Annotated in this window: 17 protein-coding genes; 11 read left to right on the forward strand and 6 right to left on the reverse strand. The window is 62.4% G+C overall.

Annotated elements, in window-relative coordinates; all coding sequences use genetic code 11:
- The first annotated feature begins 821 nt into the window (after positions 1-821).
- Together IFO71_RS07760 and IFO71_RS07765 are read left to right on the forward strand one after the other, a co-directional pair.
- Positions 822-1,406: an SDR family NAD(P)-dependent oxidoreductase gene (locus tag IFO71_RS07760; RefSeq protein WP_225444480.1), complete on the forward strand. Its 585-nt coding sequence runs from the start codon at positions 822-824 to the stop codon at positions 1,404-1,406.
- A 7-nt stretch (positions 1,407-1,413) separates the two neighbouring features.
- Positions 1,414-2,433, forward strand: a complete 1,020-nt coding sequence (locus IFO71_RS07765) for a helix-turn-helix transcriptional regulator (protein WP_192028986.1) — start codon at positions 1,414-1,416, stop codon at positions 2,431-2,433.
- A gap of 97 nt (positions 2,434-2,530) precedes the next feature.
- Here IFO71_RS07765 and IFO71_RS07770 read toward each other — a convergent pair whose 3' ends face one another.
- Positions 2,531-3,337, reverse strand: coding sequence for a methyl-accepting chemotaxis protein (locus tag IFO71_RS07770; protein ID WP_192028987.1), 807 nt, complete (start codon positions 3,335-3,337; stop codon positions 2,531-2,533).
- On the opposite strand from IFO71_RS07770, the gene IFO71_RS07775 reads away from it, so the two are divergent.
- Positions 3,327-4,121, forward strand: a complete 795-nt coding sequence (locus IFO71_RS07775) for a hypothetical protein (protein ID WP_192028988.1) — start codon at positions 3,327-3,329, stop codon at positions 4,119-4,121. The genes IFO71_RS07770 and IFO71_RS07775 overlap by 11 nt on opposite strands.
- Before the next feature lie 26 nt (positions 4,122-4,147).
- Here the strand turns inward: IFO71_RS07775 and IFO71_RS07780 are convergent, their stop codons facing one another.
- Entirely contained in the window at positions 4,148-4,762 is a 615-nt protein-coding gene (locus IFO71_RS07780) for a DUF998 domain-containing protein (RefSeq protein WP_192028989.1), read from the reverse strand.
- 224 nt (positions 4,763-4,986) lie between these two features.
- Here IFO71_RS07780 and IFO71_RS07785 point away from each other — a divergent pair, with 224 nt between their 5' ends.
- From IFO71_RS07785 to IFO71_RS07795, 3 genes are all read left to right on the forward strand, one after another.
- A complete protein-coding gene (locus IFO71_RS07785; RefSeq protein ID WP_192028990.1) occupies positions 4,987-8,367 on the forward strand; it encodes a PQQ-binding-like beta-propeller repeat protein in 3,381 nt (1,126 codons plus the stop codon).
- Positions 8,368-8,405: 38 nt separating this feature from the next.
- On the forward strand, positions 8,406-11,807 hold the full coding sequence (locus IFO71_RS07790; RefSeq protein WP_192028991.1) for an outer membrane protein assembly factor BamB family protein: 3,402 nt from the start codon (positions 8,406-8,408) through the stop codon (positions 11,805-11,807).
- A gap of 230 nt (positions 11,808-12,037) precedes the next feature.
- Positions 12,038-12,775, forward strand: coding sequence for a L,D-transpeptidase family protein (locus IFO71_RS07795; RefSeq protein ID WP_192028992.1), 738 nt, complete (start codon positions 12,038-12,040; stop codon positions 12,773-12,775).
- A 175-nt stretch (positions 12,776-12,950) separates the two neighbouring features.
- On the opposite strand, the gene IFO71_RS07800 is transcribed toward IFO71_RS07795, so the two are convergent.
- On the reverse strand, positions 12,951-14,075 hold the full coding sequence (locus IFO71_RS07800; protein WP_192028993.1) for an ATP-binding protein: 1,125 nt from the start codon (positions 14,073-14,075) through the stop codon (positions 12,951-12,953).
- A gap of 91 nt (positions 14,076-14,166) precedes the next feature.
- Between IFO71_RS07800 and IFO71_RS07805 the strand changes: the two genes are divergently transcribed.
- Positions 14,167-15,138 carry a GGDEF domain-containing response regulator gene (locus tag IFO71_RS07805; protein WP_192028994.1) on the forward strand — a complete coding sequence of 324 codons (972 nt, stop codon included), beginning with the start codon at positions 14,167-14,169 and terminating at the stop codon, positions 15,136-15,138.
- Between the two features lie 68 nt (positions 15,139-15,206).
- Here the strand turns inward: IFO71_RS07805 and IFO71_RS07810 are convergent, their stop codons facing one another.
- Complete coding sequence (locus tag IFO71_RS07810) at positions 15,207-15,956, reverse strand: substrate-binding periplasmic protein (RefSeq protein ID WP_192028995.1); 750 nt, start codon at positions 15,954-15,956, stop codon at positions 15,207-15,209.
- A gap of 409 nt (positions 15,957-16,365) precedes the next feature.
- Between IFO71_RS07810 and IFO71_RS07815 the strand changes: the two genes are divergently transcribed.
- Complete coding sequence (locus IFO71_RS07815; RefSeq protein ID WP_192028996.1) at positions 16,366-20,574, forward strand: Ig-like domain-containing protein; 4,209 nt, start codon at positions 16,366-16,368, stop codon at positions 20,572-20,574.
- Positions 20,575-21,190: 616 nt separating this feature from the next.
- Here IFO71_RS07815 and IFO71_RS07820 read toward each other — a convergent pair.
- Both IFO71_RS07820 and IFO71_RS07825 read right to left on the reverse strand, forming a co-directional pair.
- A complete protein-coding gene (locus IFO71_RS07820; RefSeq protein WP_192029076.1) occupies positions 21,191-21,862 on the reverse strand; it encodes a Fe2+-dependent dioxygenase in 672 nt (223 codons plus the stop codon).
- A 264-nt stretch (positions 21,863-22,126) separates the two neighbouring features.
- A complete protein-coding gene (locus IFO71_RS07825; RefSeq protein WP_192028997.1) occupies positions 22,127-24,274 on the reverse strand; it encodes a TonB-dependent receptor in 2,148 nt (715 codons plus the stop codon).
- 219 nt (positions 24,275-24,493) lie between these two features.
- On the opposite strand from IFO71_RS07825, the gene IFO71_RS07830 reads away from it, so the two are divergent.
- The 3 genes from IFO71_RS07830 (at position 24,494) to IFO71_RS07840 (ending at position 26,648) form a co-directional block, all read left to right on the forward strand.
- The gene (locus tag IFO71_RS07830; protein ID WP_192028998.1) at positions 24,494-25,123 is read left to right on the forward strand and encodes a PepSY-associated TM helix domain-containing protein; all 630 of its coding nucleotides are present in this window, start codon (positions 24,494-24,496) and stop codon (positions 25,121-25,123) included.
- Positions 25,124-25,145: 22 nt separating this feature from the next.
- Positions 25,146-25,688 carry a DUF2271 domain-containing protein gene (locus tag IFO71_RS07835; protein WP_425502881.1) on the forward strand — a complete coding sequence of 181 codons (543 nt, stop codon included), beginning with the start codon at positions 25,146-25,148 and terminating at the stop codon, positions 25,686-25,688.
- Positions 25,689-25,841: 153 nt separating this feature from the next.
- Complete coding sequence (locus tag IFO71_RS07840) at positions 25,842-26,648, forward strand: DUF4198 domain-containing protein (RefSeq protein ID WP_192029000.1); 807 nt, start codon at positions 25,842-25,844, stop codon at positions 26,646-26,648.
- The last annotated feature ends 197 nt before the right edge of the window (positions 26,649-26,845 follow it).

Genomic DNA, 26,845 nt, shown 5'->3' on the forward strand with positions numbered 1-26,845 from the left:
GCTGCGCCGACCCAGTGCCCCGAACATTCACCTTGAACTTCGTCACCGGCACCCGACGCGCCGCCTCGATGACGAAGTTCACCAGATCATCTTCCGGCACCCACTCGCGCAAGTCGGGAGGTAGCAGTAACGCTTGCGCGTGGTCTACGACGATGAATTTGCTCATGGCAACTTTGTACCATGAGTGCTGATCAAGTCCGACAGGCTGTTAACGCAGCGATTAATCGAACGCGAAGTGTCGCGAGCGGTGGGCGGCACGCCCGCCACTTCAACGTCGCCCCGCAATTCGTAGGGTGGGACTGCGGCCCACCGGCGCAAGACCAAACGTCATCGCAAGAATCAAAGGCCGCGACGGTGGGACACGCCCACCCTACGATAACGCCCAACGTCAACGCCGAGTTCGCAGGGTGAGCCTGCGGCCCACCGGAACAAGACCAAACATCATCGCAAGAGTTGAAGGCCGCGACGGTGGGCGGCGCGCCCACCCTACGGCAACGCCCAACGTCAACGCCGAGTTCGTAGGGTGGGCCTGCGGCCCACCGGCACAAGACCAAACATCATCGCAAGAATCAAAGGCCGCGACGGTGGGCGACACGCCCACCCTACGGCAACGCCCAACGTCAACGCCGAGTTCGTAGGGTGGGCCTGTGGCCCACCGGTACAAGATCAAACATCATCGCAAGAGTTGAAGGCCGCGACGGTGGGCGACACGCCCACCCTACGATAACGCCCAACGTCAACGCCGAGTTCGCAGGGTGAGCCTGCGGCCCACCGGCGCAACATCAGTCAAGGCTCTGACTCACCGGGGGGGGAGCAACCTATTGCAGATCCTGCTAGGTTTGTACGGCGCGATGGAAGACATCGCCATTGACGACGCCCGCTACCAGTTCGAAGTGAATCTGTTCGGCCTGGCCCGCTTGACCCAGCTGCTGTTGCCGGCCATGCGCGCACGCGGTCGCGGCCGAATCATCAACATCTCCTCGATGGGCGGAAAGGTCTACATGCCGCTGGGTAGCTGGTACCACGCCAGCAAGCATGCACTGGAGGGCTGGTCGGACTGCCTGCGACTGGAACTGAAGGCGTTTGGCATTGATGTGGTGGTGATCGAACCCGGCGCCATCGCCACTGAGTTCGGCGATGTGATGGTCGGCCCGATGTTGCAGCGCTCGGGCGACGGTGCCTATGGCCGATTGGCAAACAAGCTGGCCACGGCTACTGGCGAAACCTATGCCAGCAGCAAAGCGTCGCGGCCGCAGGTGATTGTCGATCTGCTGCTGAAAGCGCTGCGTGCGCGACGTCCAGCCACCCGCTATGTCGGCGGCCTTTACGCCAGGCCGATGATATTCATCCGCAAATGGCTTGGCGATCGAATCTTCGACCGCGCAGTGATGTCTATGGTTAAGTAGCTCCACGATGAAGCGGGCTGACGCATTTGCAATTGAACCGGGCTGGCAGCTGCTCTTGCTTGATATCGGCCTGTCGCCGCAGCTGGTGCTCAAACATGCGCAGCTGCCGTCTGACCTGTTCGCTCGGCAGCAGGCCCAGCTCAGTATCGACGACTGTTTTCGCCTCTGGATCAGCGTGGAGACGCTGAGCGCCCAGCTGCCGCGCCCACTGCCACTGTTGATCGGCGACTCGCTCAGTTTCGAGATGTTTTCCCCGCCGCTGGTGGCAGCGGGCTGCAGCCCCAACCTTAACGTCGCCCTTGAGCGTATCGCCCAGTACAAGCGGCTGATCTGTCCGATGCGCATCGAAATTCAGCGCGATGAACAGGAGACCCGATTGCGTCTGCGCTGTGAGGGCTACGACCTTGCCATGCCTACGGTGTTCGTCGCCACCGAGCTGGTGTTCTTCACCCAGCTGGCACGCCTGGCCACGCGTCAGCCAATCGTACCGCGTCGACTATGCATGCCAGCGCTGCCAGACACCCTCGATCCCTACACCAGCTACTTCGGCAGGCGCATCGAACGCGGCGAGTTGCCCGAGCTGGCCTTTGCAGCCAGCGACGCGGCGCGACCGTTCCTCACTGAGAACCCGGCGCTTTGGGATTTCCTGGAGCCCAATCTCAACCAACGCCTTTCCGAACTGCAGCAGTCGGCCAGCTGGCAGCAAAAGGTGGAAAGCGTGCTGATCGAATTGCTGCCCAGCGGAGAGAGCAATGTGCAAAGCGTTGCCAATCGCCTCGCACTCAGCCCGCGCACCCTGCAGAGGCATCTGGCCGACGAAGGCCTGCGCTTTCAACACCTGCTCAATGCTACGCGGGAACGACTGGCTAAACGCTACCTGAGCCAATCGCCCCTGGCGCCAGGCGAGATCGCCTTTCTACTCGGTTTTCGCGACAGCAATTCGTTTCTGCGTGCATTCAAGACCTGGACCGGGGCAACGCCCGGTGAGTTTCGTCGACTCGACTCGAACAGAACCGGCGCCATCTGAATCGGCACTGGTGAATCATCCGACTCCCCGCACACTTTACGGCCACTTTCCGACGCTGGCGCTCACGCGTTGGCCGGGCAATCGGAGTCAGCCAAGCTCAGGTCTTGAATCGGTGAGCCTGATCAAGTAACTGCTGCGCCAGCTGCTGCAAGATCCTACTCGATGCAGCACTTTCTTCAACCAATGCGCTGTTCTGCTGTGTGAACTGATCCATCTGCGAGATGGCCCGATTGATTTCCTCTATCCCCGTTCGCTGCTCAAGACTGCTGGCAGTAATCTCAGCCACCAGCACGTCGACGCGTTCAATCGCCTTGAAGATCTGCTGAAGTTTGCTCTTGGCGAGCTCGGATCGCTCGACACCAGCGCCGACTCGACCATTCGATTCGTCGATCAAGCCGCGAATCTCCTTGGCACTATCGGCACTGCGTTTGGCCAGCGTGCGCACCTCTGCTGCCACCACAGCAAAGCCGCGCCCCTGATCGCCTGCGCGAGCCGCTTCAACTGCGGCGTTGAGTGCCAACAGATTGGTCTGAAACGCAATGCTATCTATCATGCCGATGATCTCGGCAATCCTCTTGCTGCTGTCGGCAATGGAGTGCATGGCCGAGACAACTTCGCCAACCACTTGTCCACCGAGGTGGGCCTCCTCTCGCACGCCACTTGATTGGCGTGAGGTGTCCTGCAGCTTTTCTGAGTTGCTTCGAATCGTCGATGTAACCTCTTCGATGCTGGCAGCAGACTCTTCCAACGAGGCGGCTTGCTGTTCAGTGCGCGAACTCAACTCATCGCTTCCAGAGGACACTTCAGTTGCGGACTCCAGCACACGCTCCGAGACGCTTTGGATGTCGCATACGATTGAGGCCATGGCACTGACTGATTGATTCAGCGCTTGCTTGATCCGCATCGGTGACGCCGTCACCTACCCGACACATCAGTTGGCCAAGCTGCTGGCGAGCAAGCGGCGCGCCGACATGCGCCAGTTACCTGAGGTTGCGCCCTTGTGTGAGGCGGCCCGGAGTCTCAACTATTCGGCCATTGCCGGATTGGTGGCCGATTCCCTCAAGAGGCGTTCGCCAGCCGAATTCTCCGACCATGTGGTACGCCCTTGCGTTATCGAGCTATTTTCCAACACTTGCTCGATGGAAATCAGAGTTCGCGAGCGCCTGTTTATGGCTGTACTCCAGCAAGAGCTTTCCAGCAGGATTGCACAGCCCAAACCGCCGATGGTGGAGCTGCGGGTGTTTGTCGCCACGTTGGCGCCCGAGCGACACAGCATCGGCGCACTGCTCGCACATTTCATCTCCTGTGCCTGTGGGGCAAACTCTCTCGGCTTGGGCGTCGAGCTGTCGATCGAGGATATCGCGCAGTTGAGTCAACGATCACGGCCCCGAGTCCTGGCCCTCAGTTTCGCGAGCGAAATCTCATCTCATCAGCTCTCGGCCGCCACGCATGCGTTGGCAAAGCAACTCCCGTCGGCCACCCGGATTGTCGTTGGCGGGCGCGGGCTCAGCCATCTTGGACCCGTGTCCCTGCCACCGCAGTGCGCTCGAGTGGATTCCTTTGCTGCCTACGCCGACCACCTGCTGCAGCTATTTGAGGCGCAGACTTGCGAGCCAGGTCGAACAGACCAGTGCGATAGGGGAATTCAATCCGAAGACGTTGCGCCGGCTCGACGGTTGCAGCTCTGATATCGAGTGATCGCGCAACCCATAGCTCATTGTTGCCAATTGCTAGCCCGCATCGGCAAGCTCCAGGCCATCCAGGCCAGACAGATCAGGTAGGCGGCAATGGCGATCTTTTGACCAAGGCCGCGCGGCAGGCCGGGCGCGAGTTGGCTGAGCGCCAGCAGGCCAAGGGTGATCATCGCCAAGGGCAGCAGCACTCGGCTGCCTTCGCGCCAGTCGAGTACGCCCTGCAGCAGCAGTCCCAGGCCGGTGGCATAGAACGCAGCACGCGCCGCCCAACCGTGCAGGCGATGCATGTCGGGCGAAACCACATGTTCCGGTGAGCCGCCCGGGAACAGAGCAGTAAGCACAAGACTGATGCTGCCGATCAGGAACAGCAAAGCGGCGACAGCATTTGCGCGATGCTGCCGGTTAAGGCGGGCACACTCCCAGCCCAGCCCGCCGATGGCCAAAGCCAGCAGGCCATAGGCGGTTTGTAGCCAGACCCCGTTCGGACCGGACAGATAGAAGCTCAACGGTGCCTGTAGCCAATCAAACCGTGGGTGCAGGGCCTGCACGAGGATCGCCGTGAGCAGATAGACGGCAGCCGCACTCAGGCCAAGACTGCGCAGCTGCCGCAACCGGCGCCCGGAGCTCGGCCTCATCGAAGCGACATTATTCACAAACTCTACCCATTGTTTGAACTTTTTCTTCACTGACCCGGTCATCCTAGGCAGGCCGACACGCAGTGACAACCAACAACAAGTCAGCTGATTACTAGAGGTCCGGCGAGTACGGGCCAGTACCGGGTTTGCGGGGCTTGCAGTTGGACAAGATGTTCAAGCACCAAGCATCCGGATCAATTTATCGGAGAAACGATATGCGCAACATGACAGCGCGACTCCTGGCAGTCGGCGTGAGCGGCCTCTTGTTGACCACGGCCAGCACAGCGGCCGAATGGAAGTTCCGTCCGCCGGCGGAAATGCTGGACTTCCCCGGCGTCGACCGGGTGCTGGCGCAGGAAGATGGCTATCTGCTAGCTATGCGCTCGCGCAATCTACCCTGGGTTGAACTCAGTCTGGCCGATCAGATCAAGGCCCAACACATCGTTCCGGCAATACTCAATCGGCCGCTGGAGGATGCCCTGATCAACCTCGGCGGAGGACATTTCGCCTATCCGGTGTATCTGGACGCCGATAGCGGCGATTGCCGACTTGACGTGGTGGATACGAGCGGTCGAGCCGTGCTGCAGTCGCGCTTTCCGGCCGACTCCGGTAACTGTCAGTTCGTGGTGGAGGGTGGCAGGCGCGATAGTGCTGGTGGCGTCTGGCTGGCCCGCACCAATACCCGGCAGGCCTGGCGCATACAGGCCGATGGCCGCGCCATCGCACTGCCGATGGTCGATGACAGCGCGCGCGTCTTCGACCTCGCTTCCGCTGCGCAGTCACCATCGGCTTATGCGCTATACCGGCACAGCGAAATCGACACCTTGGCGCGCCTGCAGGAAGGCCGTCTGCTGTGGTCTCAGCCAATCGCCGAGGGCGTGTCGATGCGGCAGGTGCTGAGCCTGCCCGACGATGATGCCATGCTGATCGGCATTCGGATTGGCCCCGATGGGTCGGGCCCCATTGTGCTGGCGCGATACGCCCCCGACGGCAGCCTGCGCTGGCAGCGCGAATACAGCGAAATCAGTTCGGCCGTGTCGGTGGAGCTGCGCGTGTTGAGCGAAGGCCGCTTACTGTTCCGAGCGCTGGAATCGCTCAACGGCCCCAGCCGGCTTGGCACTCTTGATGCCGAGGGCGAACTACTCTGGTCCGATCGAATCAGTGGCGGCGAGTTCCTGCGCTTCGTCGATGACGCCAGCAGCAACCCGCAACTGGCCAGCCCGACCTTTGCCTACGTGTTGCGACCGCCAACCAGCGGCGAGACGCTGCCACGCGATCGAATCCGCCTACTGGATAGTGGCGGTGAGTTGCTGCTCGACACCGATGTCGAGATCAATTCGGCCGCTCGCAGTGCTGTACTGAGAGATGGCTCACTGGTGGTGGCCGACTTCGAGCAAGCGGTCGGCGTACGCGTGCGACACTGGACAGCCCGCGGCGTGCTGATTTCCAACCAGTTGGCCGAAGACCTGTCCCCTTTCACCGAGTTCCACCACCTGCGCTCGGCACTGCTCGGCGATGACAGCCTGCGACTGAGCTACGGTCAGAACAACCTGCTGCTGCTGGAAGCCGTGGACGCCGATGGCAATCTGAAATGGAACGCCGATCTGCAGCCGGAATTCACTATCCGCAATCACCCCAGTTCGTTCTCACTGGCCTCGGAATCAAGCGTGCCATTGGCCAGCAATGCCAACCGCGTCTGCCTCGGCCCGATACGCTACGCCCAACCCTTCTTTCTCGGCGCCTATCCCACGCCGATCGCCATCGCTTGCTACGCGCGCCAGGACGGAGCATTGGCCTATCGCTACGACGAGCTGCCAGGAGTCGTGAGTTTGTATCTCACCCGCGGCCTGCATCTGTCTGCTGAAAATCAGGTTCGGCTGATTGAAAGTGAATGCGGTCAGCCCTGCGCCGACCCCAAACTCAACCTGATCACGATCAGCGCCGACGGAGGCGAAGTGGCCAAGCGCGTGTTGCAGTTTCCAGGCCTGACCAATACCTATCGCCAACCGTATGGTTATGAAGGTGACAATGTGCTGCCGGTGTTCGCCGCCGATGGCAGCTTTGTCATCCTGCTCGGTGCGGCCGGTGGGGCGCTGCAGTGGGCCTCTTTCGACCGCAACGGCCAGCTGATCGCCTCGCAGAACTTTGCTGTGCCTGCACAGAACTTGCTGCGCGCGCAGGCGATCGGGCCAGACAAGCTGGTGCTGCATAGCCTGCAGGGTGAACGCCATCGCCTGCTCGGCCTGGAGGGCCAACAGATTCGCTGGCAGCGTGAATGGTACGCACCTCTGGCGCTGGGCTCGCAGCAGTCAAGCGAGGGCTTTATTCCGGCTCTCCGCTTCGTCACTGCAGATAATCACATCCTGCTGCTGGAACAACGTGTGGAGGAGGGCCGAACCGTGGCTGTCACTTCCCTGCTTGATGCCAGCAGCGGTGCACCCCTGTGGCAGGTCGATGCATCGTTGCCCGAGGGCATGGGCGTGCGCAGTCTGGCTTTGGATGTCGCCGCCGGTCACGCCCTGATCAGCAGCGATCGTCCGGGCGGCAGTGTGCTGGAGCTGCGCTCATTGGCTGATGGCCGCTTGCTCGGCGCGCGCAGCCTCGATTGTCCGGGCAGCCAGGGCTGCGCCATCGAATCCACGTGGGTTGCCGACGACGGCAGTCTGCGGGTGATCGATCAGAGTGCCTGGCTGGCCCGCTACGAATTGGACGACAGTATCGAACCGGCGCGCACCGGGCAGCCGGCGCTGGCCGGCACCTGGTATGAACCGGGCAGCAATGGTCAGGGTCTGTTGGTGGACTACAACGCCAGCCAAGGACAGCTGCTCGGCGCCTGGTTCACCTACGCCGAAGCCGATCTGTTCGACGCCAGCGGCCTGCGCTGGTTTACCTTGCAGGGCAGCCTCGCTGCCAACGCCGGGCGTGCCGAACTTGAAATCTATCGCAATCGGTACGGCGCTTTCGATGACCAGCCGGTCACCCCTGCCGAGCGCGTGGGCAGTGCTGAATTGCAGTTGCGCAATTGCAGCCAGCTGATCCTTAGCTACCGGTTTGATGATGGGGAGTTGGCAGGTCAACGCGGCACCGTCCCGCTCACCCGACTCAGCCCCAATGTGTTCGACTGTGAGAACGCCGATGGCAGCGTAGTGTCGGCGCAACCGGCGTCACCCGCCGCCTCGAGCTTCCAGGCCGGCCAGACCGGCGCCTGGTACACGCCGGCCACCTCCGGCCAGGGCCTGTTGTTCGATATCCGCCCGCCCAGCGCCGATGGCAGCGATCCTGGCGTGTTGCTCGGCGGTTGGTTCACCTACGATGTCGAAGGCCTGGAAGATGACGAGACCGCCCAGCACTGGTTCCTGCTGCAGGGCGATCTGGCCGGCGCCGACAGCAACGGCGCCCAGGTGCCGATCTACCGTTCCACTGGCGGGCGCTTCGATCAACGCGCCACCTCCAATATTCATCGCGTTGGCATCGCCACAGTGCGATTGAACGGCTGCACCAGTGGCGAGCTTAGCTACCAGTTCGATGATAGCGATGTGGCCGGCGAATTCCGCCTGAGACAAGGACAGATGGGTTTGATCAAACTATTGGGTTGCGCTGAGTAATCGCAATGAGGTTGCCAGCCAACAGAATCGGAATAGCCATGAAAACCAGACAAAGAATGGGCGCCAAGAACAGCATGGGCGCGATTGCGTTGAGTTTGATCTACGCCAGTGCGCAGGCCACCGAATGGTCGGCCGCACCGGAGCCCAGCATCAACCATGTCCGCATCGAACGTGTACTGGGCACAGAGCAGGGCTATATCGCCGTACTCGGTGACCAATGGCTGCGCTTCGATCAGAACGATCAGCCACTCTCGCGCCACCGCCTGGCAGCGGATCCGCAGCGACCGGCGGCCTGGGAACTGGTCAATCTCGGCGGCAGCCGGTTTGCCTACCCGCCTTATGGCGGCGAGCAGAATCTTTGTCGCATCGATGTGCTTAACGAAGATGGACAGATCACGCTCGAGTCGGGCTTCAGCATCACCCGCGACCTGTGCTTTGCCGACTTGAATGGCGATGTGCTGGATGGCGGCCAAGGGCTGTATTTGAGCGGCAGTCACGCTGTGCGGGTACAACGCGATGGACGCTCAGCCGCCCTGCCCAGCCTCGATGCCAGCAGCTTGGTGTATGCCACGGCGGCGATGCCGGATTCAGCCTCGGCCTATGTGCTGTACCGCCACAATCGGGTCGACACCATCGCCCGTGTCGATCGCGAGCAGCTGGTGTGGAGCAAGACCTTCGAGGGTGATTCCACCTTCATGCTACGCGCCGTGGTCGCCGCCAATGGCGATGCCTTAGTGGCCGGCGTGCGCCTGGTCGATGGCCAATTCAGCTTTCAGGGCGTGCTGACCGTTGCCCGCTACAGCCCCGAGGGTGAGCTGCGTTGGCAACGCGAGTTTCCCGAACTGCCCTTGGTGACCGAACTGCAGATTCGCTTGCTGGCCGAGGATCGGTTGCTGTTCATGAGCCATGAGCCCTCGCTGCAGGCACCGCACGGCCCAACCACGTTCGGGGTATTGAATGGCGATGGCTCGCTGCGCTGGTCGCGCCTGGAACAATCAGGCATGGTGGCAGCGCTGGTAGACGACGCTGGCGGCAAGCCGCAAACGGCGGCGCCAAACTTTGCCTACTTGCTGTGGCCCAGTTTCGAACACTTCACCTATCCGGAGGTCGTCCGCCTGCTCGATTCGGATGGCAACCAGCTGCTCGAAACCGCCGCCAGTATCGACCCATTCACCCTCAGCACGGTACTGCCCGACGGGTCCTTGGTCATGGGGAGTGTCGACCACGACAGCCTATTCCGTGATATCAATCGCTGGGGCCCGGATGGCGTGTTGCGAAGCAAGTTCACCCTACAGTTGCCGACGCTCGAACGTGAGGAACCATTGACCGCAGCCAGCTTGGGCAACGACAGCGCCAGCGTCGCGCTAGGTGCAGGTCAGGTTGAGGTCAAACTGCTCAATGCCGAAGGCGACTTGCAATGGTCACGGAGCTATCAGCCCGAATCGGGCCATGTGCAAATCATCAGCTCGGCGTTCAGCAAGACGGCGGACTCACAAGCTCGGCTGCTGGGCAATCACGATCGCGTTTGCATCGGGCCGATGCGCTACAAGCGCATCCATGTCATCTTTTCCATCGATACCAGTTCGCATGTGCAGTGCTACTCGCGCGATGACGGCACGCCGGTAGTCGGCCTGAGCCCTGCCCTTCTAGCCGACGATGCCGCCGTGCCTGCCAGCGACTACGCTCTGCTATCCGACAATCGCGTGCTGGCGATCGAAACCGAATGCGCAGGTTGCAGCGAGGCCCAGCTCAAGCGGGTCGAGATCAGTGCCGATGGCCAGAGCGTGCAGCGCCGAACCCTGAGTTTCACTGGACTCGGCAAGCTGGCGCGCAGTGGCGAATTCGCCATCGAAGGGCCCAATGTGCTGGCGCAGTTCGGCAGTGGCGGCGAGATCACCCTGTATGCCGGATCGGTGAATGGCCAGTTGAAACTGGCGCATTACGATGCGCAGGGCGCCTTGCTCGGCCAATTCGCTAGCGGGCTTGCCAGTGGTGTACTGTTACGCAGTGAAACCCTGAGCGATGGCACGCAGCTGGTGCATAGCTGGCACAACCAGAGTCATCGCCTGGCTGCGTTTCACAACGGATCGTTGCGCTGGCTGCGCGAATTCAATGCGCCGCTGGCACATGATGTCCACCCGGCCTCGGGCGCGGTCGGCAACCCGGCATTCGCCTTTCACACCGACGGTGAGCAAATTGCCCTTTTCATCCAGGAGTCGCTGGACGGCGGATTGAGCAGCAGGCTTATGCGACTCGACGCCGGCAGCGGCGATACCCTGTGGCAACAGCAGGATCGCAATGCCGAGAACGCAGGAATGCGTACCCTGCGAGTGAGCCAGACCCTTAACAGCGTGTTGCTGGCTAGCGATCGGCCGCAGGGCGGCGTTCTGCGCGCCTTCTCTCTGCAAGACGGCAAACAGCTTGGCGCGCGCGGATTGGGCTGTGAGGGTCGCGACGACTGCAGAGCGCTACGCATGAGCCTCGCCGCCGACGCCAGCCTGCGCGTCTACGATGCCAGCGGCTGGCTGCTGCGCTACGAACTGGATGATGTGCTGCAACCGGCGGTCACCGCCCAGGCCGGTCTGAGCGGCACCTGGTATGAGCCCGCCACCAATGGTCAAGGCCTGTTGCTCGACTACAACGTCGAGCAGGCCCAACTATTGGCGGCCTGGTTTACCTACGCCGACCCGCTGAGCTTCGACCCCAGCGGATTGCGCTGGTATACCTTGCAGGGCGCCCTGCCCACCGCTGCAGGCAAGGCCGAACTGCAGATCTACCGCAATCAGCACGGTGCTTTCGACAGCGAGCCGATGACCCAGGCCGAACGGGTGGGCAGCGCCGAGCTGCAGCTTCGCCATTGCAGCGAGTTGCTGCTTAGCTATAGGTTTGATGGCGGCGAAGTGGCCGGCCTCAGTGGGGTGGTGCCACTCACCCGACTCAGCCCCAATGTGTTCGACTGTGAGAACGCCGATGGCAGCGTAGTGTCGGCGCAACCGGCGTCACCCGCCGCCTCGAGCTTCCAGGCCGGCCAGACCGGCGCCTGGTACACGCCGGCCACCTCCGGCCAGGGCCTGTTGTTCGATATCCGCCCGCCCAGCGCCGATGGCAGCGATCCTGGCGTGTTGCTCGGCGGTTGGTTCACCTACGATGTCGAAGGCCTGGAAGATGACGAGACCGCCCAGCACTGGTTCCTGCTGCAGGGCGATCTGGCCGGCGCCGACAGCAACGGCGCCCAGGTGCCGATCTACCGTTCCACTGGCGGGCGCTTCGATCAACGCGCCACCTCCAATATTCATCGCGTTGGCATCGCCACAGTGCGATTGAACGGCTGCACCAGTGGCGAGCTTAGCTACCAGTTCGATGATAGCGATGTGGCCGGTGAGTTCGCCGCCCGGCAAGGCAGCATGAGCCTGGTCAAATTGCTGGGTTGTGTGGACTAGCAGGCTGCTGAAAGACCTCCATCCAGCAGGTTTTCAGCGCGCGCCGTCCGTGGCGCGCAAAATCAGGCTGATGAAATGAGTCTCAGCAGCCTGCTAGGGTGGGCGTGTCGCCCACCGGGGCATGCTTCGATGATGCGACAGCGGTGGGCCACACTACGGTTCGGGTAATGGGTGGATAAGGCGCGCCTCCACCAGCTGACTCAGCGCAACGAGTGCGGGATGATGGGCCGATGCGGACGTTCAAACGCCAGCCCGCCCGGATATCCGGGCTGAGGATCGGGTTGCTGATCGGGCTGATCGCCGGGCTGGCGATGGCTGTCGGTGGCTGGTGGCCGGTTGAGGCGCGCGGCTTCACTGTCGAACAGCGGCTGGATCAGTTTGGCGCGGCGGCGCAGGAACGGTTGCAGGTTCACTATCGGGCGGCCGGTGTGCGTTGGCCGGGCGAGCGCGCTGCCCTGCTGGCCTTCAAGGATCAAGCATCGCTTGAACTCCATGTTCAGGATGAGCAGAACCGCTGGCAGTTCGTACGTCGCTATCCGATCCTTGCTGCCAGTGGCGGCCCTGGCCCCAAGCTGCGCGAGGGCGATTATCAGGTGCCAGAGGGCTTTTATCGGGTCAGCTTCCTGAATGCGAACAGTCGTTTCCACGTCTCGTTGCGGCTCGACTATCCCAATGCCTTCGACCGTCAAATGGCGGCGCGCGAAGGCCGCAGCGGCTTGGGCGGCGACATCATGATTCACGGCAGCCGGGTGTCGGTCGGCTGCCTGGCGATGGGCGACCCGACCGCCGAGGAGTTGTTCACCCTGGCGGCAAGCATCGGGATGGACAAACTCGAGGTGTTGATCGCGCCGCAGGATTTTCGCCAGACATCCCTGCCCAGCAGAACCTCACCGGTCTGGCTGCTTGCCCTGTATGAAGACTTACAGCGCTCACTGCAGCGGTTTTTCAGCCCCCCGTCGGAGCAATGAAAGGCCGGCTGCGATGTCGCTTCCAGGATGCTGAGACTCATTTCAGCATCCTTGATCAGCGTATTCGAGCGAAGCTCGACGTCGCCGCGGAGCGGCCGAAACGAGTTCGGACCGGTGCCGAACTCGGCGCGTCTTAAAAGTCCAGGATGGACTTGTTCAGACCTTCCTTAGTGGTTCAGTCGTTACGCACCAGGCTCGGAGGTTCGTCCGGGCATTGCGCAGGAAACTCGAGGTAGAAGGTGGCCCCCTTGTCGCTGGACTGAAATCCGATCTGCCCCGCCATGCCTTCGGTAATTTCTCTGGAAATGGCCAGACCCAGTCCGGAACCACCACGCATTCTCTCGTCCGAACTATCGGCTTGGGCGAACCTCTCGAACACGCGGGGCCGAAACTCCTCGGGAATGCCAGGCCCCTGATCGATCACCTCGATCCGCGCAGTGCCGGCATGCAGGGCTGTTCGGATCTGCACCACGCCGCCCTGCGGAGAAAACTTGGCGGCGTTCGACAACAGGTTGGACAGCACCTGCAGCAAACGCTGCGGGTCGACCTTGAGCAGGATCGGCGCACAGCGCTCCAATACTTCAAACTTCACCTGATAGCACTGGGCATAGCTGGCGTTGGCCTCCAGGGCCGTCCCAAGAAGAGTAGAGAGCTCAACGACCTGCCACTGATACTTGAGCTTGCCGGCCGAGATGCGATCGAGATCGAGCAGGTCATTGACCAGATGCAGCAGCCGCCGTGCATTTTGCCGGGCAATGGTCACCAGCTTTTCCATCGGCGGCGCCAGATCGCCGACCACACCGTTGCCAATCAGATCCAGCGACGCGCTCAGCGAGGTCAGCGGCGTGCGCAGCTCGTGGCTAACCGTGGAAATCAACTCGCGCTTGATCAGCTCGATTCGGTGGCGCTCGGTCTCATCGCGCGCCACCGCATACAGATCTCCTTGCTGATCAGCGCGGGCTCGCCATGACATCCACTTCCAGCTGCCATCCGCGCAGCGATATCGATTCTCGAAGTCGATGGTCAACTCGCCGGCATTCAGCCTCTTGACCTCATCCAAGGTGGCGGCGACATCTTCAGGATGAACAAAATCGATGAATGGCCGTGACAGCAGCTCGCGTTCCGAATAGCCCAGGGTTTCCATGAACGCTGGATTGATCCGCTTGAATCGTCCGTCGGCGCCAGCGACGCAGAGCAGATCAAGTGACAGAAGAAAAAACCGATCGGATTCGCTGCAAATCACCGGGCCTTCCACAACGGGTTGCGCGAGCGGCGGATAGGCATTGCTGGACTGATTCACGCCGCTTCCCTACCGGTCCGCGCCGCTCGGACGCTGAGCCGCCAACATGCGACGAAATCGGCCGTCACGCAAGCCTCACGGAGCGTGCATAATGCGTAGGCCCGCCAAATCGGACATCAACGTGGCCGAAGACCTGCAAGTCGTTGATTTTCCTTTTCCCGAATCGGAGCCTCGTTCGGGCCGAGTGCTGCTGGTTGACGATGACAGCCAACTCACCGAATTGCTGACCCGCATTCTGGGCACCCGTCATGAGGTGCTGATCGCCAGCCGCGGCGAGCAGGCCTTGCAGATGTGTCTACAGCATCGACCGGATCTGCTGTTGTTGGATCTCAGGCTGCCCGACATGGATGGCCTCAGCGTCTGTCGTCAGCTGCGAGCAGGCGAATTCGCTGCAACCCCGATCATCTTCATCACCGCCGGCAGCGAGGAGGAAACCGCCTGCTGGGAAGCCGGCGGCAGTGATTTCGTCTGCAAGCCGATCAATCCGCTGACCTTGATGCATCGAGTCAACGCCCATCTAGCCTTGAAGTTTCAGGCCGATTCGCTGCAGCACCTTGCTTACAAGGACAGCCTCACCGGCATCGCCAACCGACGCTACTTCATCGAGCGGATCGAAGCTGAGTGCGGCAGCGCCTGCCGCGACGGCGACCCTTTGAGTCTGCTGCTGATCGATCTCGACTGTTTCAAGCAGTACAACGATGGCTACGGCCACGTGGCCGGCGATCACAGTCTGGCCCGTACGGCCCGAGCACTGCATGCCTGTCTGAAGCGGCCCAGCGATTTCATCGCCCGTTTCGGCGGCGAGGAGTTCGCTTGCCTGTTGCCCGGCACGCCCGCTCCACAGGCCGAACGGGTCGCCGAACGCATGCAAGCCGCCATCTCGGCCCTGGCCATCGAGCACAAGTACTCAAGCGTCGCCCCCCAGCTCACCCTCAGCATTGGCCTGGCTCAGCTGCATGGGCTGTACGGGGAAACCTCGGTGGAGTTGCTGGAGCGAGCTGATCAAGCGCTGTATAGCGCCAAGGCCGAAGGGCGCAACCGCATAGCGAATGCTGAACGCTGAGACCGATTTCAGCAGCCTTCAAGGCCCCCCCTGCCTATCCACCTACTGGCCCCTTCGACACGCACCACTCAAGGCTTGGGATAGGCGTCGTACTCGTATTCCTGAAACAGCTTGTCCAGCTCGCCGCTAGCATGCAGTTCCGCCATCTTCTTGTCCCAGGCTTCGGCCAGGGCCTTGCCCTTGTCGGTAGGCGCGAAGCCGACGTACAGCGGTTCGATGCGAGCGAGCTTGTGGCGCTCGAAGGGTTCCGGGTCGGCCTTCAGATTTTCCAGCGCGGCATCGATATCCCACTCGTAGTCGAGCAGGAATTCAATCCGGTTCGATTGCAGCATCTTGATCCCGGTTTCGACATCATTGACCTCGGTCAATTTGACCTCGACCGGTAACCTCACCGCGAGGTTGTAGCCACGCACCCAGGCCACCGGCTTGCCGGCAAAGGTCTGCTCTTCATGCCATTCGTGCTTGGCGCTCTTCATCGACAACACGGTGATTTCATCGTGATCGACCGGCCAGGTGCCAAAGTGGTACTTATCCTTGGTCGAGGCGACGTTGTACTCGCCCATGATGGCGTCGGCGCGACCGCCCTGCACCATCGATTCGGCCCGGGTCCAGGGCATCTCGCTATGGGTCACCTGGTAGCCCTGGGCGGTGAAGACCTTGTGCAACAGATCCCAATACATGCCCGAGCCATCGGCTTCGAGCAGGTCTTCCCAGGCGGGGCCGGCCACCACGACGTTCTTGTCGTCCTGGGCCATGAGCTGCGAGGAGATCAGTAGGCAGAGACAGAACAGCAGCCGCGAGATCGGTGAGCGAGCCATGATCAGCTCCTTTCCTGGGGGGGCGTGTCTGCCTGCATTCTGGCAGGTTCATCGCTCAGAGCAAGCAAGTCATTCTGCTCAAGCTGCGGGCCGCAAATCAGCCCTTAACACTCTACTCAGCCACATCGCTGGCTGAGCCTGTCGAAGCCAGCCCGGCGTGCTACCCGCTCACAACCAGCGGCTCCACTGCAAGCCAGGGCGATCGCTCGACGAGCTAGCCCGCCAGATCACCAGGCTTGGCGCGCCGACACTCCCGCAAGATCATCGTAAGCGCAATCCATTGCGCTTTGTATTCCTTCTGTCGGCCCAAGCGCTGCGACCATCGCGACGCTGATGCAAGGCATTTCCAAGCGCAACATACTTCGGCGCCAGGCACTGGGGCCGAAGACATCGGGCGAGAATGGCAGGCATGCAGACCAAGAAAACGCGGTTCCTTGGACCCGCTGCGCTATCCCTATTCGCGTTGAGCGGTACTTGTCTGGCCCAAGTGCCGCCGGTGGCGCCGGGCTTTCCCAACGCACTGACCTGCACGCCGGGTCAGCTCCTGCATCGCGATATCGGCTACGACCGCACTACCAATATCATCTACCACAATGGCCGGCTGTACTCGAACGATGTCGGCGGCGGTGGACGACGCGAGTGGCTGTTCAGTAACCCCAACGACCCGACGTCCTTGAGCGTGGTATCGACCACCTTGCCGGGCATTGCCGATCACGGCAATCATGGCCATAGCAAGGTCGGCGACTACGCCGGCGGTGGGCAGTTTTACCTGCGCCGGGTGTCGCCGGGTGTGAATGCCAATTTTGATGCGCTGATCGAAACCTACGAATCGATCCAACTGCCGCCGCCCGGCGCATTTGGTCTGCATCACCTGTATTACCCCTGGGCGGTACCGTTCCATCCGATCAACTACTCGCCGTCAGCGGGAACTGCGCGGTTATGGCGTGCCGATCAACTGCTCGGCGAATGGGATGCCTTGGTGGAACAGGGTGTCGCCGGCAACGGCGTACTGATGGGCAATCTGCTGTTCATCGTCTCCGATCAGTCGATGCTCGGCATCTTGGCCTACGACATCGCGCCGATGTTCGAGAGCCCGCCGCGCGCGCCGCAACTACTGGATAAGTTGACTGGCGCCGTGGGTGGCTATCTGGGCCCGGCGATCTGGGAGAACTATCTGTTGATGGTCGGCGGACCGAATCAGGATGAGATGATCGTGGTCGACTACAGCGACCCGAGCAATCTGCGCCTCGCCGCGACCATTGATCTAACCGGCACGCCCGCACTCAATGCCGGTTCCAACGTGCCCTACCTGCAAACCCAGGATCAGTACGTCTTCACCCGGCGACACAAGATCGACATGGAGCAGTTGCGGCCGGTGCTGGAACTCGATGAGGTGGGTGCTGCACGCCCGGCTGGCAGCGTGGCCGGCCAGCTCGATGTCAGTCAGTACCTGCTGCCCTTGGGCAATCTGTTGATCAGTGGCGGCTACAGTTTTCCCGGCCGCGATGGCATCGGCGTGTGGTGTCATCAAGCCGGCCCGGATACGCGCAGCCCTTACGTCGGCTATCACGTGCCGCGGCCAGAGCAAACCAACTTTCCGCTCGGCGCGCCGATCAGCCTGTTCGTATCGGAAACCCTGGAATCATTCACCATCGTCAACGGCACCAGTATCATTCTGCGTCCGCTCGGTGGCGCCCCGGTCGATGCCTGGACCTCGTTCGCGCATGATCGCATCCTCACCCTGACGCCGCGCGAGTACCTGCAGCCGAACACAACCTATGAAGTGGTGGTGGCGGCCGGCGGCATCAAGGACGCTGCCGGCAATGGCATCGAGGGCTATTCGTTCCGTTTTTCCACCGGTGCCAGTGCCAGCGGCGGCAATGCAGCGCCGACCATTGCCAGCCTGAGTGCCGATGGCGGCCCGGTGTCGCCCGGTACGACGGTCAGCTTCAACGCCATGGCCAGCGATGCCGAGGGCGATAGCCTGCAGTATCGCTACACCTTTGGTGATGGCAGCCCGCCGACTGGCTGGCAGAGCGCGGCCGGCGCCAGTCATCAGTTCGACTCGGAAGGCCACTTCGAGGTCAAGCTGCAGGTGCGGGACCTGAAGCCAGACGGCACCCGCTCGGTGGTCGTCGACACCCTGGTGCTGACGGTGGCCGCCCTGCCCAGCGGAGCGCAGCCGACCCACTCCAGTTCGATCAGCCTCGATGAAAGCCGACGTTATGTATGGGCGGTGGACCCGGACAACGATGCCCTGATCCGCTACAACGCCGATACCGGCGCGGTGTCTCTGCACGCCGACCTGCGCGCCCTGACGGGAGCCACCGGCTCGGTGCATCCGCTATCGGTCGCTGTGGTGCAGAGCAGTGGTGAGGTTTGGGTGGCGGCGCGCGATCTTGATCGGGTGTTGGTGTTGAGCAGCGCGGGCAGCCTGCTTGCCTCGATCGATACCGGCTACGGCAGTGCGCCGCAGGCTGTCGCCATTCAGCGCGACGGCAGTCGGGCCTTTGTCAGTCTGGCCCGGCGTGGCACCGGCAATCGCGACAACGGGCAGTTGATCCGCTATTCCACCGCTACTCGAAGCGAAACCGGCCGGCTCGAGCTCGGCCCAACCGCCCGCGCCATCGCGCTCTCTGGCGATGGCAGCCGGGCCTTTGTCGGCCGATTGATCTCCGCTGAGCACTTCGGTGAGATCTGGGACATCAATACCAGCACCATGAGCCTGACCCGCACGATACGCCTGCGCCGCGATCGTGGCGTCGATGGCCTGGATGCCGGCGGTTCGGATGGCCCCGGAGTACCGAACTACCTCAGCAGCCTGGTGTTAAGTCCGCAACAGGATTGGCTGTGGTACACGGCGATCAAGGCCGATACCAATCGCGGTGAGTATTTCGATCTCGGCAGCGGCTTCAATGCCGCTGCCAGCCATGACACCACCACACGTCCGGTGCTGGGGCGGGTGCAGATCACCGGCACCGGGGCGCCGCGGGAACCGGGTGTGGAGTTGGACGGTGCCGGACGACCGCGGGTCGACATCGACAACAGCGACTCGCCCTCGGCCCTGGTATTCACCCCGCGTGGCGATTATGCCTTCGCAGCCTTGCAGGGCAATGACACCATCGCCGTGTTCGATGATCTGGCGATCCGCGCCGGTGCCGGGCGCAGCTCCGTATGGCGGCTGCCGACCGGAGCCGCCCCTCAGGGTCTGCTCTGGGATGCCAGCAATGACACTCTGTGGAGCCAGGACTTTCTTGGCCGGGGCGTGAGCCGATTCGCGCTCGGCGAGTTCCTTGCCGTCGGCCGGCGCGATGCAGCCCCGAGCAGCACGCCCAGCGGAGTCAGCGAACGTCTGGGTGCCGACATACTGGCCGGCAAGCGCCACTTCTACTTTGCCGGCAATGCGCTCGATGGCGCCAATCAGATGGGTTTCGAAGGTTATATCTCCTGCGCCAGCTGTCATCTCGATGGCGGCCACGATGGCCGCACCTGGGACTTCACCCAGCGCGGCGAAGGCCTGCGCAATACCACCAGTTTGCACGGTCGCGCCGGCATGGCACACGGCAATGTGCACTGGACGGCAAACTTTGACGAGATCCAGGATTTCGTCAACGACATCGTCCATCAGTTCCGCGGGCTCGGCTTTCTGGCAGAGGGCGAGTCACCGCATCCGCCGCTGGGCACCCCCAATGCCGGCCGTTCCACCGAACTCGACCAGCTGGCCGCCTATGTCAGCTCGCTCGATCATCGCCACCTGCCGAAGAGCCCCTGGCGTAGCGCCACTGGCGAGCTGACTGCGGCCGCCCAAGCTGGCGCGGCGGTGTTCCAGAGCAGCGGCTGCGCCAGTTGCCATCGGCCACAGCAGTTCTACACCGATTCCAGCCGCGGCACGGCCACCCTGCACGACGTCGGCACCCTGCGCGACAGCTCGGGCGGCCGGCTCGGCGCCAGTTTGACCGGGATCGACACCCCCAGCCTGCTCGGCGCCTGGGACACCGCACCCTACTTGCACGATGGCTCGGCCGCCGGACTGAACGAGGTGTTCACCGCGGCCGGCGGCCAGATCGTACAGGCCGAGACAGCGCAGCTGCTGGGCGGCGCCTTCATGGATGATTTTCCCCAGTTCAATTCCGACAGCAGCGCGCATGGCCGCTATGTGCAGGGCATCAGCAACCCGGGCGATGGTGTGCGCTTCAACAATGTCGACGGCGGCAGTGGCGGCAATGCTTCGCTGGAACTCCGTGTATTGCCGAGCATGGCCGGCACCCTGCGCCTGGTGGTCAATGGCAGCACCACCGTCGACCGCGTATTCACGCGTGAGCTGAGCTACCTCGAATGGACCCGGATGCGCTTCGACGATATTCCGCTGCTGGCCGGCGCCAGCAATACCGTCACCGTCACCCTGTTGCAGCGCACCGACTGGGGTGAGCTGGGGATCGACGAATTGACCGTCGGCACTTCGAACACCCTGAGCCGCGCCGCGCCGCACCGAATCGTCAACACACTCGGCTCAACCGAGCGCAGCCACCTGTTGGCCTTCCTGCGCGAACTGGACGGCCGCGATGCCAACGGCCAGTTGCAGAATCCGGTGCATGTGTTTGGCAATGGGTTTGAGTAGGACCCTGCGGCAGCTTGATTCACGCGAGCACTGATCCGCGCTCCTCACCGGATAGGCGCTCCACTGATCTTTCCGAATCGACAGACAGTTGCGCGAAACCGCAGGAACCTTGAACCGAAGCGATCTAAAGCCCCTCTCCCCCGGCCCCTCCCCCACCAGGGGGGAGGGGAGCAAAACGAGGCATGGGCGAATCAATGAGTTACGACATCGATTCATGGAGAGATCGATGTGCGCCGATTTTCGCTGCACCGGTTGATGCCCAGGAACTCCCTCCCCGATGTTCGCGGAGGGCTGGGGAGGGTTAGGGAGCCGATCTTTGACTGCCCAAGGGTGTCGCGTAGCGAGATTCTGGGTAGCCCCGAGTCTCGCTGCGCGAAACCGCAGGAACCTTGAACCGAAGCGATTCAAAGCCCCTCTCCCCCGGCGGGAGAGGGGTTGGGGAGAGGGGGATGCTGACCTTGTTCGCCCCCTCTCCCCCGGCCCCTCCCCCACCAGGGGGAGGGGAGCGAAACGAGGCATGGGCGAATCAATGAGTTACGACATCGATTCATGGAGAGATCGATGTGCGCCGATTTTCGCCGCACCGGTTGATGCCCCGGAACTTAGCGTCGGGCCACTACACCTCAGCCCACTGCCGCAGCAGGTTGTGATACACGCCGGAGAGTTGGATCAGCTCCGGCGCTTCACCAGCGCGGCGGCGCAGGCCCTGGATGGCGACGTCGAGATCGAGTAGTAAACGCCGCTGCTCATTGCTGCGGATCATGCTCTGGACCCAGAAGAACGAGGCCAGGCGTTGGCCGCGGGTCACCGGTGCCACTCGATGCAGGGTGGTGGCGGGGTACAGGATCATCGACCCAGCACGCAGTTTGATCGACTGGGTGCCGTGGTAATCCTCGATCAGTAGCTCGCCGCCGTCGTAGTCTTCCGGCCCGTTCAAGAACAAGGTGCAGGAGAGATCGGTGCGCAGGCGTTTGTCATCACCGCGAATGGCGTTGTCGATGTGGCTGCCGAAGTTCATCCCTTCGCGGTAGCAGTTGAACAGCGGCGGGAATACTTCATGCGGCAGGGCTGCGGTGATGAACAGCGGATGGGCCGACAAGCGATTGAGAATCAAGGCCCCCATCGCCTGAGCGGCTTCGCTGTCCTGCGGCAACTGCAGGTTTTGCTTGACCTGGGCCGACTGATGGCCGGCGGTGATCCGACCATCGGCCCACGGTGCATCGGCCAAGTGATGACGACAGAAGGCCAGGTCGTCCTGGCTGAGTACATCGGGAATCGGGAGCAGCATGGTCATGGGTGTGGGTGAATTTTGGCTTAACGCATTACTCCCCTCTGCCCTGGCGGCGTGAGGCGGGCTTTCGAGCAGCATTGCTGCGAGCCGCCGTTCGGGCGTCAGCCCATCGTAGCGACGAAGTCGCCGAGCGCCAACGTGCATGCAGGCACGTTGGCCGGGGTGTGGGCTGGGGGAGAGGGTCGGCGGGCTGAAGGCCCCCTCACCCCACCCCCTCTCCCTCCAGGGGAGAGGGGCTCTAAGTTGCTTCGGTTCAAGCAATCAAAACGCGTAACTGAACGACAGCCGCCAGGTCTGCGGTTCGCCCGGGGTGAGGAACTGCGAGTGGGCGTAGTCGAAGTACTTGCGATCGGTGAGGTTGTACACGTTCAGCGCCACCCGCCAATCGTCGGCACGGTAGCCGACATAGCCATCCCAGCGGGTGTAGCCGGGCACTTCGCGGGTGTTGCCGTCATTGGCAAAACGCTCGCTGACATGGAATGCGCCGCCGCCGATTTCCCAATTCTGGGCGAATTCGTACACCGTCCACAGGCTGGCGCTGCGCTCGGGGGCATTGGCCGGGGTGTTGCCTTCGATCGGCACGCCGCTATTGACCAGGTTGGAGTCGACGATTTCCGGGTCCATAAAGGCGGCGCCGGCAAACACATGCCAGTGCTCGGTAATGGCGCCGGACACACCAATCTCGATGCCGCGACTGCGTTCCTGACCGTCCAGGGTCTGCACGCCGGTGCCGTCGGGCTCGACGTCGCGGGCATTGAACTTATCTAGCGAGAACAGCGACACATCGATCAGCAGTTTGTCGCCGAACGGGGTGATTTTGACGCCGGCCTCGATATTGCGCGTTTCTTCCGGATCGAGTTCGGCCGAGGCGGCGTTCAGGCTGAAGGTCTCGGCCGACGGATTGTAGGCGTTGGAAATATTGGCGTACCAGCTATACATATCGTTTGGCTGGTATACCGTGCCCAGGCTGTAGGCGGTCATATCGTCTTCGCGCTCAAGCACCGTGCTGCTGAGGAAGTCGACGACTTCGGCTTCGAATTGATCGTGACGCAGGCCCGCCAACACGCTCCATTGATCATTGAACTGAATGCGATCCTGCAGGTAAATGCCTACCGTATCGGCATAGGTCTTGCGATAGGTCGACAGTTCGCCGCCAGCAAACGAGGTCGGCAACGGGATATCGATGACCACCGACTGCGGATCAAACAGCGATGCGGGCGGCGGAGCGACCAGGCCGGCCAGACCGCGGGTGCGGAAATCTTCCCGTCCGATTTCCAGCCCGGCGGCGAAGTTGTGGCTGATGCTGCCGGATTCGACGTACCAGTTGAAATCGGTCTGGTTGTACAAATTGTTCTGCGTCGCTTCGGTGAGCTGGTGATCGCGGGTCACCGTGGTGCTGGCATCCGGGGTGGCGGTCATCACATTGCCCGGACGCACGCGGCGGTGCAGACGTTCGACGTCGGTGAAGCTCACGGTGTTGCGCAGTTCGAGCCCGGAGTCGAAGCCGTGGCTCAAGGCAACGCGGCCGCTCAGCACATCGAAATTGGCGAACGAATCGCGGCCCAGGCTGTAGTGATTGCTTACTGGCACATCGGCCGGCTGGTTGGTGACGCCATTCCAGGGAATGCCGTAGTCGGAAACGCCCTCTTCCTTCTGGTACAGGGCCGAGGCTTCCAGCATGGTCTGCTCGCTGAGGTTGAGCTTCAGGCTGGGCGCGATACCGCTGCGCTCCAGGGTGACTTCATCACGGAAGCTGTCGGCGTCGTGGTACAGGGCGGCAACGCGCAGAGCGGCAGCATCGTTGACGTGCTCGTTGTGATCGATCACCACGCGCTGCAAATCGTGCTCACCGAACACCAGGTCGAATCGAGTGCGGTCGCTGCCAAACGGACGCTTGGAGACACTGTTCACCACGCCGCCGGAAGCGCCACGGCCAAACTGCATGGCAGCAGCGCCCTTCAGCACCTCGACCTGCTCGATGGCAAAGGTATCGCGGCTGTACTGACCGTTGTCGCGCACGCCGTCGAGATAGATGTCGGTACGCGCAGCGAAGCCGCGCAGGCTGATGTTATCGCCGCGGAAGCCGCCCTCACCCGAGGCCAGGGTCAGTCCGGCCACATTGCGCAGCGCATCGGCCAGGTTCAGCGCGCCCTGCGACTCGATTACGCCCTGCGGCACCACGCTGACCGCACGCGGCGCATCGCGCAGCGGTTCGGGCAACTTCAGGCCGCCGGCTTCGGCCTTGTAGCGGCCGGGGGCCTGGCCATTCACTTCGATTTCGTCCAGCTGCTCGGCACGAGCCAGCGCACCGTCCGGCAGTTGGATTTGCATTTGGGCCGCCCACAGCGTGGGACTTCCGGCGGCCAGAACAGCCAGGGACAAGGCGGATAACTGGGGAAAGGCTTTCATCATCAACTCCATGGATGCTTGGGTTCTTCCGTGCACCGATGACCTTTGCAGGGCCACTCGGCACAGCCGACCGAAGCTGCGTGGACTCACCGCAGCAGGTCATTCGAGGTCGGCTGAAGGTGTTCCGCCGTGCTGGCGCCACCCTTGGCTGCGCGAATGGTAGACACAAATACGACTGATTCGCAATACTATCTGCTGATCAGGATAGCTCGCCGTTAGATGACCGAATACCTCGCCCCTGCCGGCCGCCGCGCCAAGCTCAACAAGACCCTGGTTCGCTGGCACTGGATCAGCGCGGCAGTGAGCCTGATCGGCATGCTGTTGTTCTCGATCACCGGCATCACCCTGAACCACGCCAGTCAGATCGGAAGCGACACCCGGGTGCACACCCACGAGTTGGTGCTGCCAGAGGCTGTACTGCAGCCGCTGCGCGCAGCGGCACAACAGAAGTCGACCGAGCTGCCGGTCACCGCAAGGCGCTGGCTGGAACAACGCATTGATATCGCGGTGCGCAACGATCAGGCCGAATGGAGCGAGAACGAGCTATACCTGTCGATGCCGCGCCCGGGCGGTGATGCCTGGATCAGTATCGATCTTCACAGTGGCGAACTGCTGGCCGAACACAGCGATCGCGGCTGGTTGGCCTATTTCAATGATTTGCACAAGGGCCGCCATACCGGCGCTGCCTGGCGTTGGTTTATCGACCTGTTCGCCATCGCCTGCCTGGTGTTCTGTCTCACCGGCCTGTGGTTGCTGGCCCTGCAAGCACAACGCCGGGTTTCGACCTGGCCCCTGGTGGCCCTGGGCCTGGTTGTACCTGCCCTAATCGCTCTATTGCTTATTCACTGAAGCTCAAAGGATGCCCTCCATGCTGCGCTTCCCCCTGCTCGCTGCGCTTCTCGCCCTCACCGCCTCACCTGTGCTGGCGGGCGACCTGCACCTTAGCATTGCCATTCCCCGCCTTGATGTGGCCGAGTATCACCGGCCCTACCTGGCGGCCTGGATCGAGCGCGAAGACAATACGGTCGCCGGCCAGCTGCTGGTCTGGTATCAGCTCGACAAGCCGAAGGCGCGCAAGGGCGAAAAAACCGCACCGAGCGAAGACGGCCGCAAATGGCTGCCAGATCTACGCCAATGGTGGCGGCGGGTCGGTCGGCAGATCGAAACCCCGCCAGATAGCATCGCTGGTGCCACCCGCCCACCTGCCACCCATACACTGCGTTTCGCCCGCAGCCATGCCGCCCTGGCCGAGCTGCCGGCTGGCAATTACCGCCTGGTGGTGGAAGCGGCGCGCGAAGTGGGTGGGCGTGAGCTGGTGAAGATTCCTTTCCAATGGCCTGCGGCCAGTGTCAGTGAAGCCAGTGCCGAGGGCACATCGGAACTCGGCAAGGTTGAACTGAAGATTTCGCCCTAAGGAATCTCTGAGCAAGTTCAGAGTTTCCCGCGGTGCCAGGATGCACCGCCGTCCAAGACGCCGTCATAGGGTGCGTCTTGGACGCAGCATTGCTGATGCTCCACACAACCTCTCACTCCACCTCATTCCTTACTTCCTCCGGAGAAGCCCACGATGAAACTTCGCGCCACACTTGGCCTCAGCGCCGGCCTGCTGCTGGCCGCCTCGACCGCCTCCGCCCACAAGCTCTGGATGCTGCCCTCGGCCACCGTCGCCACCCAAGGCCAGTGGGTGACCGTGGATGCAGCGGTGTCGAATGATCTGTTCTATTTCAACCATCGTCCGCTGGCCCTGGATGGCCTGCAGATCACCGCGCCGGATGGCAGCAAGCTCAGCCCGCAGTCAGTTCACACCGGCCACTTCCGCAGCGTGTTCGATCTGCCACTGGAGCAGAAGGGCAGCTACCGCCTGGCCTTGGTGATGGATGGGCTGTTGGCGAGCTGGGAAGCAGGCGGCGAAAGCAAACGCATGCGCGGCAGCCAGGCCGAAATCGAGGCCGCCGTGCCGAAGGACGCCAAGAACCTGCGCATCACCCACTCGACCTCGCGGGTCGAGACCTTCGTCACCGCCGGCGCACCGGATACCAAGGCACTGCAGCCAACCGGCCATGGCATCGAGTTGAAGCCGGTGACCCATCCCAACGATCTGTATGCCGGTGAAACTGCCAGCTTTGTCCTGCTGATCGACGGCCAGCCGGCAGCCAACCAGCCGCTTACCCTTACCCCGGGCGCCACCCGCTACCGCAACAGCCAGGATGAGCAAAAGCTCAATACCAATGACTGGGGCGAGTTCAGCATTACCTGGCCGGCCCCGGGCATGTACTGGCTTAACACCAGCGTCGAGCAGGACAAGAACGTGAGCCCGCCGGCGACGATGCGGCGTTTGGGTTATGCAGCGACTTTGGAGGTGTTGGCGCCTTGAGGGGTGAAGCGAAGGGCCTCGGCCGCGCGAGAAGGGCGGGCCGTTCGACAGGCTCACGACAAGCCTGTGGCCCACCGTTGACGCGACGATGGTGGGCGGCACGCCCACCCTACACCTCTCGAATCGACAACGTTCGTAGGGTGGGCCGTTCGACAGGCTCACGACAAGCCTGTGGCCCACCGTTGACGCAACTCCTA

It is taken from the genome of Pseudomarimonas arenosa (genome assembly GCF_014841215.1).
GTDB lineage: Bacteria > Pseudomonadota > Gammaproteobacteria > Xanthomonadales > Xanthomonadaceae > Pseudomarimonas > Pseudomarimonas arenosa.